This window comes from Rhodococcus sp. IEGM 1307, from assembly GCF_030056915.1.
Classification (GTDB): domain Bacteria; phylum Actinomycetota; class Actinomycetes; order Mycobacteriales; family Mycobacteriaceae; genus Rhodococcus_F; species Rhodococcus_F opacus_D.
On sequence record NZ_JASHKW010000011.1, the window covers coordinates 156,972 to 171,380 of the forward strand.

12 protein-coding genes are annotated in these 14,409 nt (G+C 68.4%); 8 read left to right on the forward strand and 4 right to left on the reverse strand.

Annotated elements, in window-relative coordinates:
- The first annotated feature begins 10 nt into the window (after window positions 1–10).
- Window positions 11–463, forward strand: coding sequence for an SRPBCC family protein (locus QM841_RS22320; RefSeq protein ID WP_283333605.1), 453 nt, complete (start codon window positions 11–13; stop codon window positions 461–463).
- 125 nt (window positions 464–588) lie between these two features.
- Here QM841_RS22320 and QM841_RS22325 read toward each other — a convergent pair whose 3' ends face one another.
- From QM841_RS22325 to QM841_RS22340, 4 genes are read right to left on the reverse strand one after another with little or no spacing between them, the layout of a single operon-like run.
- Window positions 589–1,866: a D-amino acid dehydrogenase gene (locus QM841_RS22325; protein WP_283333606.1), complete on the reverse strand. Its 1,278-nt coding sequence runs from the start codon at window positions 1,864–1,866 to the stop codon at window positions 589–591.
- A complete protein-coding gene (locus QM841_RS22330) occupies window positions 1,863–2,273 on the reverse strand; it encodes a RidA family protein (RefSeq protein WP_283333607.1) in 411 nt (136 codons plus the stop codon). The genes QM841_RS22325 and QM841_RS22330 overlap by 4 nt, the downstream gene beginning before the upstream one ends.
- The gene (locus QM841_RS22335) at window positions 2,266–2,415 is read right to left on the reverse strand and encodes a hypothetical protein (protein WP_280782386.1); all 150 of its coding nucleotides are present in this window, start codon (window positions 2,413–2,415) and stop codon (window positions 2,266–2,268) included. Before QM841_RS22335 ends, QM841_RS22330 begins: the two co-directional genes overlap by 8 nt.
- Window positions 2,412–3,836, reverse strand: coding sequence for a sodium:solute symporter family protein (locus QM841_RS22340; protein WP_283333608.1), 1,425 nt, complete (start codon window positions 3,834–3,836; stop codon window positions 2,412–2,414). Before QM841_RS22340 ends, QM841_RS22335 begins: the two co-directional genes overlap by 4 nt.
- A 141-nt stretch (window positions 3,837–3,977) precedes the next feature.
- On the opposite strand from QM841_RS22340, the gene QM841_RS22345 reads away from it, so the two are divergent.
- From QM841_RS22345 to QM841_RS22375, 7 genes are all read left to right on the forward strand, one after another.
- Complete coding sequence (locus QM841_RS22345; protein WP_283333609.1) at window positions 3,978–5,138, forward strand: CdaR family transcriptional regulator; 1,161 nt, start codon at window positions 3,978–3,980, stop codon at window positions 5,136–5,138.
- A gap of 138 nt (window positions 5,139–5,276) precedes the next feature.
- Window positions 5,277–5,429, forward strand: coding sequence for a hypothetical protein (locus QM841_RS22350; RefSeq protein ID WP_009474026.1), 153 nt, complete (start codon window positions 5,277–5,279; stop codon window positions 5,427–5,429).
- Between the two features lie 55 nt (window positions 5,430–5,484).
- Window positions 5,485–8,160, forward strand: coding sequence for a valine--tRNA ligase (locus tag QM841_RS22355; RefSeq protein ID WP_283333610.1), 2,676 nt, complete (start codon window positions 5,485–5,487; stop codon window positions 8,158–8,160).
- On the forward strand, window positions 8,157–9,584 hold the full coding sequence (gene folC / locus QM841_RS22360; RefSeq protein ID WP_005261300.1) for a bifunctional tetrahydrofolate synthase/dihydrofolate synthase: 1,428 nt from the start codon (window positions 8,157–8,159) through the stop codon (window positions 9,582–9,584). Before QM841_RS22355 ends, folC begins: the two co-directional genes overlap by 4 nt.
- Window positions 9,581–9,991 carry a DUF4233 domain-containing protein gene (locus QM841_RS22365; RefSeq protein WP_009474023.1) on the forward strand — a complete coding sequence of 137 codons (411 nt, stop codon included), beginning with the start codon at window positions 9,581–9,583 and terminating at the stop codon, window positions 9,989–9,991. Before folC ends, QM841_RS22365 begins: the two co-directional genes overlap by 4 nt.
- Window positions 9,992–10,009: 18 nt before the next feature.
- Window positions 10,010–10,429, forward strand: a complete 420-nt coding sequence (gene ndk, locus QM841_RS22370) for a nucleoside-diphosphate kinase (RefSeq protein ID WP_005248085.1) — start codon at window positions 10,010–10,012, stop codon at window positions 10,427–10,429.
- 457 nt (window positions 10,430–10,886) lie between these two features.
- On the forward strand, window positions 10,887–14,309 hold the full coding sequence (locus QM841_RS22375; RefSeq protein WP_283333611.1) for a translation initiation factor IF-2 N-terminal domain-containing protein: 3,423 nt from the start codon (window positions 10,887–10,889) through the stop codon (window positions 14,307–14,309).
- The last annotated feature ends 100 nt before the right edge of the window (window positions 14,310–14,409 follow it).

Here is a 14,409-nt window from a genome sequence, read left to right on the forward strand (position 1 = left end):
TGAGGATGACATGAGCGTTCCGGACGCATCCCAGGACAGGATCGAGCGCGAGATTCAGATCGACGCCCCCATCGAGCGGGTGTTCCGGCTGGTGAGTGAACCCGGCTGGTTCATCGGCGACGGCGAACCCGGCAAGACGACTACCACACGCGAAGGCGACGTCTTCGTCGTGGACTTTCCCCCGTACGGGCGCTTCCCGATACTTCCCGTCACGTCCGACGCACCGCACTACGTCTCGTTCCGTGGGGGAGACGATCCCGCGCAGCCGCTCGTGGAGGGCACGTCCACCCTGGTCGAGTTCTTCCTGTCGGAGCGGGACGGTGGCACGCTCCTCCGCGTCGTCGAGACCGGATTCGCCGCCTTGTACCCGAATGCCGAGCGCCGCGCGGCCGCCTACGAAGGCAATATCGAGGGCTGGGAAATGCAACTGGCGTTCGCCAAGCGTGACGCCGAAAGCGGCTAGCGCGAAGCATCTGTCGCGCTGATGTGTCGACCTCGCTGACCGCAGTCGGGGGTTGCGGTCAGCGAGGTCGGTGCGCCGCCGTTTCGGGAGGCACGCTCGGATAGTCGTCGGGTCAGTGCACTTCGTTACGCGCCTCGTCCGCTCGGATGCCGGCGCGACGAAATCGGGGAGTACGGACTCGGGTCGATGTCCGGTCGCCGTTCGTCCACGAGATCCGCGAGGATGCGGGCCGAGCCGACCGCCATGGTCCAGCCGACGTGACCGTGACCGGTGTTGAAGTACAGATTGTCGTGCCGTCCCAGCCCGATCATCGGCGGGCCGTCGGGCGTCATCGGGCGAAGGCCCGTCCGGTATCTGGCCGTGTCCCAGTCCACGGCGCCGGGGAACAGTTCGTTCCCCGCGTCCACGATGCCCGCGTAGTCGGCGGGTGAGAGACTGCGGTCGTACCCGACGAATTCCGCGGTGGCCGACATTCTCAGCTCGTCACCGAACCGCGACCAGGCGACGAGTGTCTTCTCGTCGATGCCGCCCACCACCGGTGCGCGTTCGGGGTCCTTGACGGTCGCGGTCAGCGTGTATCCCTTGGCCGGGTAGACGGGTAGCCGCAGACCGACACTCCTCGCGACGAGAGCACTTGCGGCCCCCGCGGCGAGGACGAAGGCATCCGCGCGAATGTCGCCCCGGTCGGTGACGGCCGAGGTGATGGCCGCGCCGTCGGTCTCGAGGCGCATGACGGACGTGCCCAGGTGGAACCGGACCCCTAGCCGTCCGCATTCCTCGGCGAGCCCCACCGAGAACCGGTGCGGGTCGCCGGTGCCGTCGGTGCGGTCGTGGATCGCCCCCGCGAACGTGGCCGTCCCGTGCCGGAGGGCGGGCTCCGCGGCCGCGATCTCCTCCGGTCCCAGCATGTCCTGCTGCTGTCCGTGGTCGCGGAGCAGCTGCGAGTTCACCTGCGCGTGCTCGAGTTCCGCTTCGTCCCGGTACAGGTACAGCACGCCGTTGCGGGTCTGGCAGTACTCCAGGTTCTCGCGGGCGGTGAGTTCGTCCATCAGCTGCTGGCTGTACCGGGCCAGTCGGAGCTTCGCGAGAGTGTTCGACCGCGCCCGGGAGTCCGTGCACTCGCGGAGGAATCGCACACCCCACCGGGCGAGTTCGGCGTCCGCCCGGGGGCGGACACGGATCGAGGTCGACGCGCCGAGCAACGATCGGACCAGCATGGTGGGAGCCGACGGCGACGCCCACGCGTAGGAGTGACCGGGGGCGATCAATCCGGCGGTGCTCGCGCTGGTGTCGGACGCGACCTCGCTGCGCCGGTCGTATACATGCACCTCGTGTCCACGCTCGACCAGAGCGTGGGCGGTCGCCACACCGACGACCCCTGCTCCGAGAACTGCCACCTTCATTCCGCTTCCTTTCCTTCGGTCGAGCCCCGGCCCGTGACGGCGACGGCCTGTATCTCCACGAGTAGCTGCGGGTCCAGCAGGGCCGCGACCACCGTCGCCCTGGCCGGGCGGTGGTCTGCGGCGAACCAGCGCATCCATTCCTCGTTGAAACGCGGGGCGTCCTCGGCGTTCGCGAGATACACCGTGGCCGAGGCGATGTCGTGCAGGGTGGCGCCGGCCGCGGCGAGGACCCTGTCGAGTCGTGTGAGGGAGTGACGTGTCTGCTCCACCACATCGGTACCGACGACGTTGCCGGTGTCGTCGAACGAGACCTGGCCGGAGACGAACACGAGGTCGCCGACCCTGCGCGCCGACGGGTACGGGCTGGTGCCGGTGGTCACCCCGGGGACGTCCACGATGTCACCCATGGTCGCGCTCGCCCGCTGTGGCGCCACCGCTGTCACCGCGGAGCACTTCCTTGACGTAGAAGCGCCAGCCGAGGAATCCGACCCACAGGGTGACGGTGACGACGGCGGTGGGTACCCCGTAATAGAGGAGGACGGGAATCATGCGAATTCTCCTTCGGTGACGCGGACGGCAGGCTGTTGCCGGCGCGGATAGCGGGACGAGGTGGCCGTCGCGACCGTGACGAAGACGAGGAGGTTGGCGACGACGCCGGGCACCAGCCCATCCAGTCCGAACGGAGCGTCGAGGCCCCACTGCCACACCGCGGTGACGATCGCGCCCGCCGTGATCGCCGACAGTGCCGCCGGCGCGGACCGCACGCCGAACAGCACCGCGCCGAACAACGGAACGATGACCGTCGGAGCCCACAGTGTGTAGCTGTAGAGAAGGGCGTCGACGATGGACGGAACGCTGAGGGCGAAGATGGTCGCCCCGGCACCGACGACGACACTGGTGGCCCTCTCGATGGTGAGACGCCTCGACGGCGGCAGCTCGGTGGGGCTGAGGGGCTGGTAGATGTCCTTGGTCAGGACGACGGCGGTGGAATTGAGGTAGGAACTCGCCGTCGACATCACGACCGCCATCAGCGCCGCCACCACCAACCCGAGAACGCCGACCGGCATCAGATTCATCACCACGGTCGGTAGCGCCTGATCGCTTTCGATGTCCGGGTACAGGACGAGTGCGATCAACCCGAGAGACGCCGAGGTGAAGAAGAAGAAGAACGAGAAGAACCCGGCCAGTGCGTAACCCTTACGGGCGTGCCGCGAGTCGGGGGTGGAGAACGTCCGCTGCGCGTACGGCGGGACCAGCGTCTCGCCGAGCAGTAGTGCCGCGAAGAGCGTGAGGAACTGTGCGGGGGAGTAGTCACCCATGAACGAAAGATGCTCGGCGGGAACACTGTCCAGGAGGGCCGACGGTCCGCCGACGGCGTCGAGCCCGATGAGGAGCGCCACCGGCAGGAGTACTCCCAGGAAGACGAACTGCAACAGGTCTGTCTGGATTACCGCCCAGGCCCCACCGAACGAGGAGTAGAGCACGACCACACCCATGCCGATGATCACCGCGGGCACGGTGGGCACGTCGAGGGTGGCGTTGACGACGGTACCGATGGCCAGGGCCTGGGCGCCGAGGATGCCGGCACACAGGACGACGGACAGTACGCCGGTGACCAGTCTCGCCGGCCGGCCGTAGTGGGCCTCCATGATGTCGCCGAGGGTGTGGGCGCCGATGTAGTTCTTGAGTCTGGGCGCGACGAAGTAGCCGACGAGCACCGTCTGAACGCCGAATGCGCAGAAGGCGAACATGTACACGTAGCCGTCACGCATCGCGGCGCCGGCGACACCGAGCGATGCTCCGCCGCCGAGGAACGCTGCGGCCAGGCTGCCGAAGAAGACCGGCCAGATGATTCGGTTGCCTGCCACGGCGAAATCGTCCGGCGACTTGACGCGTCGCATGGTCTGGACGCCGATCAGGACGAGTAGCAGGAAGTAGGCACCGAGAAGTATCCAGTCGAGGATTGCCATGTGAACTCCTAGTTGGGATGAACCCATCGTAGGAACGGCATGTGACCGCGGTCACTAGGCAAGTTGACCTTGATATACACTGGAATCGATACTTGATTGTGCGATATGCACAACCCCTCGCAGGGTTCGGAAGGACTGTCGATGCTGAGTGAGGCTCTGGCGCAACAGATCGCGAACGAGATCACCGACGTCATCGGGTTCAACGTGCTCATCACGGACGCGGCAGGCACGGTGGTCGGCAGCGGGGACGAACGTCGCATCGGCCAATTCCACGAGGCATCGATCGAGGTGATCCGTGCGCGGCGCATGATCGCGCATTCGGCAGCGGACGTCCGCGACCTCGTCGGCAGTCTGCCCGGCGTCACCATTCCGCTCGTCATCGACGGTGACGTGGTGGGCACGATCGGGCTGTCCGGTTCGCCCGAGCAGGTCGAGCAATTCGGGCTCGTGGTCAAGCGGCAGACCGAAATCCTGATGCAGGAGGCCTCGCGGATCGGTACGCGGCTGACCTACGAGCGGGCAGCGGAAGAACTGCTCCGCGACATCTGTGATTGGCATCGCTCCACGTTCACCGAGGCCCAGATCGTCCGGCGGGCAACGGGTCTGGGATACGACCTGCGCCTTCCCCGGGTCATGCTGCTGATCAGCTACGACAGTCACTCCGACGACGTCGCGGTCCAGGGGCAGCCCGTGTCGCACAAGGTCCTGCGCGCCGTGCAGGACGCCTTCGACTCCGCGACCGATCTGGTCGCGCCGCTCGCTCGGCAGGTCGTCGCGGTCACCACCGTGGTGACCGCACGGACGCCCGCGGCGGATGCGGCTCTGACGGACCGGTGCCGGAAGTATGTGTCCCTGGTCCGTGAACGGGGATGGGACACCCGCGTGGGGATCGGCTCCATCGCGCACGGGGTCGAACAGCTCAATCTCTCGTCCCAGGACGCGTACGACGCGCTCCGGCTCGGCGCGGTTCTCGACCCACGCGGACAGGTCTACGACATCGACCGGTTCCGCCTCCATCAGGCCGTCTCGGTGATACCCGCGGAAACCCGTGACAGACTGTCACGGGCCGTGCTCGGCGCGTTGGCCACCGACAACGACTGGCCGCACCTGCAGGAGACGCTGATCGCGTGGGGGGAGTGCGGGTTCAACTCCAGCCGGGCGGCGCAGCGGCTGCACGTCCACCGCAATACCCTCGCCAACCGACTCGACAAGATCGCCCGGCTCCTCGGTCGCCCGCTGGACGAACCGGGTCTGGGTATGACGCTCTACCTCGCCTGTGTGGTGGCACAGCGGGCCGGCTGAGCCTTCTGCCGGCGTGTGTGTGAACCTCACCGGCGCGCCCGTCGCCGTGTCGCCGCCGATCGGCAGCGTTTTCGATGCATACTCGACATTCTCGAGTGGTTGCCGCACTGGATGCGGCAGACGAACCGGAGGAATCCCTTGAACGACCACCACGTGCAGCTCTTCTCCGAGCTGCACAGCACCGCAGGATCCCAGGCAGGCGGCGAGGATGCCGGCGAGGCGCTGCGCCCCGTCGACCCGGAGCATCGCACCGCCACCGAGGTGCACCGCGCCCTGTTCAGCGACCAGTAGCGAGGCGGACGGTAGCCCCGTCGTCGGTCGTCCGCGCGTTCATTAGACTCGACGGGTGACCAGTGCAGCTCCAGAAAATCCCCAGAACCGTGCCGATGCCCTTCCGAAGAGCTGGGACCCCAGTTCCGTCGAGGACGATCTGTATCAGGGCTGGGTAGACGCCGGTTACTTCCGCGCGGACCCGCACAGCGACAAGCCGGGCTACTCCATCGTCCTGCCGCCGCCGAACGTGACCGGCAGCCTGCACATGGGTCACGCGCTCGACCACACGTTGATGGACGCGCTGAGCCGCCGCAAGCGGATGCAGGGCTACGAGGTGCTGTGGCTGCCCGGCATGGACCACGCGGGCATCGCGACGCAGACCGTGGTCGAGAAGCAGCTCGCCGTCGACGGCAAGACGAAGGAAGACTTCGGCCGCGAGCTGTTCATCGACAAGGTGTGGGACTGGAAGCGCGAGTCCGGTGGCACCATCGGCGGCCAGATGCGCCGGATCGGTGACAGCGTCGACTGGAGCCGCGACCGGTTCACCATGGACGACGGGCTGTCCCGCGCCGTCCAGACGATCTTCAAGCGCATGTACGACGACGGGCTGATCTACCGGGCCGAGCGTCTCGTCAACTGGTCGCCCGTGCTGCAGACGGCGATCTCCGACATCGAGGTGAAGTTCGAGGACGTCGAGGGTGAGCTGGTCTCGCTGCGGTACGGCTCCCTGAACGACGACGAGCCGCACGTCGTGGTCGCGACCACCCGTGTCGAGACGATGCTCGGTGATACCGCCGTGGCCGTCCACCCCGACGACGAGCGCTACAAGCACCTGATCGGGACGACGCTCGAGCATCCCTTCACGGGGCGCGACATCCCGATCATCGCGGACGAGTACGTCGATCCCGAGTTCGGCACCGGCGCCGTCAAGATCACGCCCGCACACGACCCCAACGACTTCGAGATGGGCCTGCGGCACAACCTGCCGATGCCGACCATCATGGACAAGACCGGCAAGATCGCCGACACGGGAACGCAATTCGACGGTCTCGACCGCTTCGAGGCGCGCGTCAAGGTGCGCGAGGCGCTCGCCGAGCAGGGTCGCGTGGTCGCGGAGAAGCGGCCCTACCTGCACAGCGTCGGGCATTCCGAGCGCACCGGTGAGTCCATCGAGCCGCGCCTGTCGCTGCAGTGGTGGGTGAAGGTCGAGTCCCTCGCGAAGGCCGCCGGTGACGCGGTGCGCAACGGTGACACGGTCATCCACCCGGCCAGTCAGGAACCGCGATGGTTCGCCTGGGTCGACGACATGCACGACTGGTGCATCTCGCGTCAGTTGTGGTGGGGTCACCGGATCCCGATCTGGTACGGCCCCGACGGCGAGGTCGCGTGCTTCGGACCGGACGAGACCGCACCCGAGGGATGGGTGCAGGATCCCGACGTCCTCGACACCTGGTTCTCCTCCGGGTTGTGGCCGTTCTCGACCATGGGCTGGCCCGAGAAGACTCCCGAGCTCGAGAAGTTCTATCCCACAAGTGTTCTCGTCACCGGTTACGACATCCTGTTCTTCTGGGTGGCGCGGATGATGATGTTCGGCACGTATGTGTCGGAGGACGACGCCATCGCTGGCGGCAAGTCCGGACCGCAGATGCCGTTCGAGGACGTGTTCCTGCACGGCCTCGTCCGCGACCAGTTCGGCAAGAAGATGTCGAAGTCGCGGGGCAACGGCATCGACCCGCTCGACTGGGTCGACCGCTTCGGCGCCGATGCGCTCCGCTTCACGCTGGCCCGCGGCGCCAACCCCGGCAGCGACCTGTCCGTCGGCGAGGACCATGCGCAGTCGTCGCGGAACTTCGCGACCAAGCTGTTCAACGCGACCAAGTTCGCCCTCATGAACGGGGCCGCGCCGGCACCGCTGCCCGGACGCGGCGAGCTCACCGACGCCGACCGGTGGATCCTCGACCGTCTCGAGCAGGTGCGCGGGGAGGTCGACGCCGCATTCGACCGGTACGAGTTCAGCAAGGCGTGCGAGGCGCTGTTCCACTTCGCGTGGGACGAGGTCTGCGACTGGTACCTCGAGCTGGCCAAGGTGCAGTTCGCCGAGAGCGACACGGTCGCGGCGAACACGAGGGCCGTGCTCGGCAACGTCCTCGACGCCCTGTTGCGACTGCTCCACCCGGTGATCCCGTTCGTCACCGAGACGCTGTGGACGGCGCTCACCGAGCGTGAATCCGTCGTCGTGGCGCAGTGGCCGCAGTCGAGCGAGACAGCCGCGGATGCGGTTGCGGCGCAGCGTGTCGAGGACATGCAGCGACTGGTGACCGAGGTGCGCCGATTCCGCAGCGATCAGGGTCTCAAGCCCTCGCAGCGGGTTCCCGCACGGATCAGCGGCATCGCCGAGGCCGATCTGGACACGCAGCTCGCCGCGGTCACGTCGCTGGCGCGCCTGACGGACCCGGAGGACGGGTTCGCGGTGTCCGCGTCGGTGGAGGTGCGCCTGAGCAAGGCGACCGTCACCGTCGACCTCGACACGTCCGGCAACGTCGACCTCGGCGCCGAGAAGGCCCGGCTGGAGAAGGACCTCGCGGCCGCGCAGAAGGAACTCGCCGGTACCACGGCCAAACTGTCCAACGAGGCGTTCCTGGCCAAGGCCCCCGACGCCGTCAAGGACAAGATCCGTACGCGTCAGCAGATCGCGACGGAAGAAATCGAACGCATCACCAAGCGATTGAAGGAGCTGGAAGGCGCGTGACCTCGCCCGACTTCACGCCGGAGGAAGTCAGTCCTGTCGACCTCGCGGAGCTGACACTGGTCGAGGCGGAACTCGACAAGCGGTGGCCCGAGACGAAGATCGAGCCGTCCCTCACCCGGATCGCGGCCCTGATGGACGTACTCGGTTCGCCGCAGCACGGCTATCCCGCCATCCACGTCACCGGCACCAACGGCAAGACGTCGGTGACGCGGATGATCGACGCGCTGCTCACGGCGCTGCACCGGCGCACCGGCCGCACCACCAGCCCGCACCTGCAGCTCGCCACCGAGCGCATCAGCATCGACGGGCGCCCGGTGTCGCCCCGCCGGTACGTCGACACGTACCGGGAGATCGAGCCGTACGTGCAGATGATCGACCAGCAGTCGCAGGCGGCCGGCGGCCCCGCGATGAGCAAGTTCGAAGTGCTCACCGCGATGGCGTACGCCGCGTTCGCGGAGGCGCCCGTCGACGTGGCCGTCGTCGAGGTGGGTCTCGGCGGGCGTTGGGACGCAACCAATGTCATCGACGGCGAGATCGCGGTGATCACCCCGATCAGCCTCGATCACGCCGAGTATCTCGGCGACGACCTGGCCGGGATCGCCGAGGAGAAGGCCGGCATCATCAAGAAGGGCCGCGAGGACGCGCTCGTGCCCCGCGACGCCGTCGCGATCCTGGCCGAGCAGACGCCGGAAGTGATGGAGGTGCTGCTCCGCCGGGCCGTCGAGGTGGACGCCGCGGTCGCGCGGGAGGGCTCCGAATTCACGGTGCTCGCCCGGCAGATTGCCGTCGGCGGCCAGCAGCTCGAGCTGCAGGGCCTCGGCGGGGTCTACACCGACATCTTCCTGCCCCTGCACGGGGAGCACCAGGCGCGTAACGCGTCGCTCGCGCTCGCCGCGGTGGAGGCGTTCTTCGGTGCGGGCCCGGAACGGCAACTCGACCAGGAGGCCATCCGGGAGGCGTTCGCCTCGGTCGTCAATCCGGGCCGGCTCGAACGTGTGCGCAGCGCCCCGACCGTCTTCCTCGACGCCGCCCACAACCCGGACGGGGCGCGTGCACTCGCCGCCGCCCTGACCGCCGAGTTCGACTTCCGCAAGCTGGTCGGCGTCGTCAGCGTGATGGGGGACAAGGACGTCGACGGCATCCTGTCGGCGCTGGAACCGGTGTTCGACGAGCTCGTCGTCACGAACAACGGTTCGGCGCGGGCCATGGACGTCGACGATCTCGCCAACCTCGCGGTCGCCAAGTTCGGCGACGAACGCGTCGTCGTGGCACCCACACTCGCGGATGCGCTGGAAACGGCCATCGGGTTGGCCGAGGAGGTCGCCGAGCCCGGTGAGGCAGTATCGGGGGCGGGCGTCGTGGTCACCGGATCCGTGGTGACCGCCGGTGCGGCCCGCACCCTCTTCGGAAAGGACCCAGCGTGAGCGAGCCGGACTCGAATGCTTCGGAACCGGAGTTCGGACCGCCGACCAAGGACCCGTGGAAGGGATTCCGCGGGGTGGTCGCGGGATCTCTGATCCTGGAAGCCATCGTGGTGCTTCTCGCCCTGCCGGTCGTCGCGACGGTCGGCGGCGGACTCACCTGGTGGTCCGGAACCTACCTCGTGGGGCTCGCGGTCCTCATGATCCTCGGGGCGGGCCTGCAGGGCCGCCCCTGGGCGATGAAGTACAACCTGTTGTTGCAGGTGGGGCTGCTACTCGGGTTCTTCGTCCACGTGTCGATCGGTTCGGTCGGAGTGGTCTTCGCCATCCTGTGGGGATACCTGCTCTACTTCCGCCGTAACGTCCGCCAGAGAATGGAGCGGGGCCTGCTGCCGGGGCAGCGGGGCTGACCATTTAGGCTGTGCGCCGTGACTGAGCGCACCCTTGTACTGATCAAGCCCGATGCCGTTGCCCGCGGATATGTAGGAGAAATCCTCGGTCGTATCGAGCGGAAAGGTCTGACGATCTCCGCGCTCGACCTGCGCACCGCTCCCGGCGACATCGCAGCCGCCCACTACGCCGAGCACGAAGGCCGCCCGTTCTACCCGGGCCTGCTGGAATTCATCACCGGCGGCCCGCTCGTCGCTGCAGTGCTCGAAGGTCCCCGGGCGATCGCGGCGTTCCGCCAGCTCGCCGGCGGCACCGACCCCGTCGAGAAGGCCGTTCCGGGCACGATTCGCGGTGACTTCGGGCTCGAAGCCCAGGAGAACCTGGTGCACGGCTCCGACTCGGTCGAGTCCGCCGAGCGCGAGATCGCCCTCTGGTTCCCGCACCTCGCCGCCAACTGATCTACCTCTCCACCCACCCCTCGACCCAACGGCCTGCCCTCCGGGCCGGCGGCGCAATCGCGTGCGGAACATGTTCCAGACCGATACGTGCGCCGCTGGCACGGACTGCGGCACACGTGTGGGATACTGAGGGTGGTCGGACCGCAATTTGTGCACCACGTGGCTTCGACCGGATGACACCACGGCTCGATGCCCTTCATCGCTGCCCCTGCGTCAACAGGAAATACCTGGGCGTTTCGGCACGCTGGATGATCAGGCGCTCGCGCCGCGGACGACGGCCATCCGCAAGGCACTACATGGGTGTGCAGTGAAAACGGACACTGCACGCGCTGTGTGGAGCGAGACCAGACAATCTCGCGCTCACATCTGGGGCGCGAGTACACATACTGCGCCCTCGCGTGGCCGCGTGACACCCCCAGACACGGGAGTGGACGCGCCCGGGGGCTGAGGAGACTACGTGGCCGATCAAGCGCCGCCCACAAATTCAGAGCCGAACGAATCGGCCACCGCCGGGAGCGCGGTTCCCGCTCTTCCGGAGAAGATGCGCGTTCACGCCCTCGCGAAGTTGCTGGGCGTGACGAGCAAGCAGGTTCTCGCCGAGGCTGCGGCCCTCGGAACCGAACTGCGCAGCGCGCAGTCCAGCCTGCAACGCGACGTCGCCGAGCGGGTGCACGCAGCTTTCACCGCTGCGCAGAACGCTCCCACCGAGCCACCCGCCGCGGCCGAACCGGCCGCGGAGACCCCGGCCGCCGAACCGGTCGCGGAGACCCCGGCCGCCGAACCCGCCGTCGAGGTCGCGCCGGAATCGGTCGCGGCTTCGGACGTCGAGGAAGCGGCGGCCGAGCAGGCTCCGGCCCCCGAAGTTCCCACCGAGGAAGCACCGGCCCAGGAAGCTCCCGCCCAGGAGCCCGTCGCGGAGGAAGCCGCGGTCGCCGAGCGCGACCTCGGACGTGACCTGTTCACCACTGCGTCCTACCAGGTCGAGGCGCCCGCCGCCGAGCCCGCCAGCGAGACCCCGCCCGCCGTCTCGCAGGTCCCGCTCTTCCTGCAGCCCGACCTCGCAGCGGTCGAGACCCCGCCGCGACGCCGGCGCAGCCGCCGGGACGCCGGGACCCCGGAACCCACCACCGAGCAGCCGCCCGTCGCCGAAACGCGCGAGGAGGTGCCCGAGCCCGCCAAGGCCACGGACACCGGAACCGCCGACACCGAGTCGGACGAGTCCGACGTGGACGGCGATCAGCCGCGTCGTCGTCGCCGCGGCCGCCGCGGCCGTGGTCGCGGACGGGGCGAACAGCAGAACGAGCAGGACACCGACATCGACACCGAGGGTGCCGAGGCCGAGGAATCCGCGCGGGAATCCGTTCGCGAGGAGAAGGCCGCCGAGACACCGACTCGGGAGCCCGAAGAGAAGCCGAAGCAGGATTCCGAGGAGAAGCCCGCCGAGGCCGAGGAGGCCGAAGCGGAGTCCGGTGACGAAGAGACCGGTGAGGGTGACTCCGACGGGTCGAGCCGTCGCCGCCGTCGCCGTCGCCGTCGCAAGTCCGGTGGCGAGGGGTCGGGAGAGGCCACGTCCGAGGACGATCCGCCGAACACCGTCGTCCACGAGCGTGAACCTCGCAACAAGAGCCGCTCGAAGGACGAGGTCCAGGGCATCACCGGTTCGACGCGGCTCGAGGCGAAGCGTCAGCGTCGCCGCGACGGCCGCGATGCCGGCCGCAGGCGCCCGCCGATCCTCACGGAATCGGAGTTCCTGGCCCGCCGCGAGGCCGTCGACCGCGTGATGGTGGTGCGCGACCGTATCGCCACCGGGCAACCGCACGCGACGACGCAGGTCGCCGTGCTCGAGGACGGCGTCCTCGTCGAACACTTCGTGACCACGTCGGCGTCGGCCTCGATGGTCGGCAACGTGTACCTCGGACGCGTCCAGAACGTGCTGCCCAGCATGGAAGCCGCGTTCATCGACATCGGCCGCGGCCGCAACGGCGTGCTGTACGCGGGTGAGGTCAACTGGGAGGCCGCGGGACTCGGTGGCAACTCCCGCAAGATCGAGCAGGCCCTAAAGCCGGGCGACCAGGTGCTGGTCCAGGTCAGCAAGGACCCGGTCGGTCACAAGGGTGCACGGCTGACGACGCAGATCAGCCTCGCGGGCCGCTTCCTCGTGTACGTGCCCGGCGGCACGTCCACCGGTATCAGCCGCAAACTGCCCGACACGGAGCGCAAGCGCCTCAAGGACATCCTGCGCGACATCGTGCCCTCGGACGCCGGAGTCATCATCCGGACAGCGTCGGAGGGGGTGAGCGAGGAGGAACTCGCCCGCGACGTGAAGCGTCTGCAGGACCAGTGGGCCGGGATCGAGGCTCAGGCCGCGAAGGCGGAATCCGGTAAGTCCGGCAACCCGCAGGCCCTGTACGAGGAGCCCGACCTTCTCGTGAAGGTCATCCGCGACCTGTTCAACGAGGACTTCTCCAAGCTCGTGATCGAGGGCGAGAAGGCCTGGTCGACGGTCGAGTCGTACATCAAGTCCGTGGCCCCCGATCTCATGCCGAGGCTCGAGCAGCACACGTCGGACAACGGTGTCGACGTCTTCGAGGCGCACCGCATCGACGAGCAGCTGGCGAAGGCACTCGACCGCAAGGTCTGGTTGCCGTCCGGTGGCACGCTCGTGATCGACCGCACCGAGGCCATGACCGTGGTCGATGTCAACACCGGCAAGTTCACCGGTGCCGGTGGAAACCTCGAGGAGACCGTCACCCGGAACAACCTCGAGGCGGCCGAGGAGATCGTCCGGCAGATGCGCCTGCGCGACATCGGCGGCATGATCGTCGTCGACTTCATCGACATGGTGCTCGAATCCAACCGCGATCTCGTGCTGCGACGCCTGACGGAGGCCCTGGGCCGGGATCGCACCCGCCACCAGGTGTCCGAGGTCACGTCGCTGGGCCTGGTCCAGATGACGCGGAAGAAGCTGGGCACCGGGCTGGTCGAGGCGTTCTCGACGACGTGTGAGCACTGCCACGGCCGGGGCATCATCGTCCACGCCGAGCCGATCGAGGTGAAGACCTCCGAGGACAACGGTGCGCGCGGGTCGTCCCGCGGCGGCGACTCCGGTGGCTCCCGCAAGAAGCGGGGACGCGACAAGTCGTCCGGCGGGGAGACGTCGCAGCCTCCCGTGCACGAGGAGACCCCGACGGTGGACGCCACCGTCAAGCGGGCCCACCCGGTCGCTCTCGCGATGGCACACCACCATCACGAGGAGGAGGCCGCGCACGCACACAGCGGGCACGACGCGGAATCCGCCGAGCAGCCCGCCGCGGCGGTTCCCGAGCCCGAGCAGCCGGTCGCCGCCGAAGCGGAGACACCGGCGGCTGACCTGCCCGGCATCGAAGAAGCCGTGGCCGAAGCCCCGGCAGCGGTCGCTGCGGAAGCCGTCGTGGCACCCGAGGCGGAGGACACCGTCGCCGAGGAAGCTGTGGTCGAAGAAGCCGTGGCCGAAGAGGCTGTAGCCGAGGAGTCGGCCGTCGAAGCCGCGCCGGCCGAAGCGGCTCCGGTCGCCGAGACCCCGGAACTCGTCGTGGAGCGCGAGCCCGAGCCCCAGCCGGAGCCGGTGGCCCCGCCGCGGCGAAGGAGCCGCCGGGTGTCGAGGGCAGCGGCGGCGCCGGTGTCCGAAACCCCGAGCGCCGGGACGGTGTTCGTGATCCCGACATCGGAGACCGGCGCGGAGCACGCACCGGAGCCGGAACCGGCCATGTCGGCGTCGGCCGTGAGCGCGCCGCCGGCGTCCTCGCCCGACGGCGCGGATTCGCAGGCAGCGCCGCGCAGGCCGCGTCGTCGCCGGGCGGCGGCACGTCCCGCCGGCCCGCCGGTGGACGCCGACAACTGACGAGGGAGCGCGGGAAGGCAATCGGCGCCGGTTTGTACGGAACGGTTGCCTTCCTGTAACCTTGACCAGTCGCTACTCGGCGATGAAGGTCAGCTGTGCC

Excerpts from the sequence above, each read along its gene's own strand:
- QM841_RS22320 (WP_283333605.1), top strand. The coding sequence starts at position 11 with ATGAGCGTTCCGGACGCATCCCAGGACAGGATCGAGCGCGAGATTCAG.
- QM841_RS22345 (WP_283333609.1), top strand. The coding sequence starts at position 3,978 with ATGCTGAGTGAGGCTCTGGCGCAACAGATCGCGAACGAGATCACCGAC.
- QM841_RS22330 (WP_283333607.1), bottom strand. The coding sequence starts at position 2,273 with ATGGGTGACATCGTGGACGTCCCCGGGGTGACCACCGGCACCAGCCCG.
- QM841_RS22325 (WP_283333606.1), bottom strand. The coding sequence starts at position 1,866 with ATGAAGGTGGCAGTTCTCGGAGCAGGGGTCGTCGGTGTGGCGACCGCC.
- QM841_RS22335 (WP_280782386.1), bottom strand. The coding sequence starts at position 2,415 with ATGATTCCCGTCCTCCTCTATTACGGGGTACCCACCGCCGTCGTCACC.
- QM841_RS22340 (WP_283333608.1), bottom strand. The coding sequence starts at position 3,836 with ATGGCAATCCTCGACTGGATACTTCTCGGTGCCTACTTCCTGCTACTC.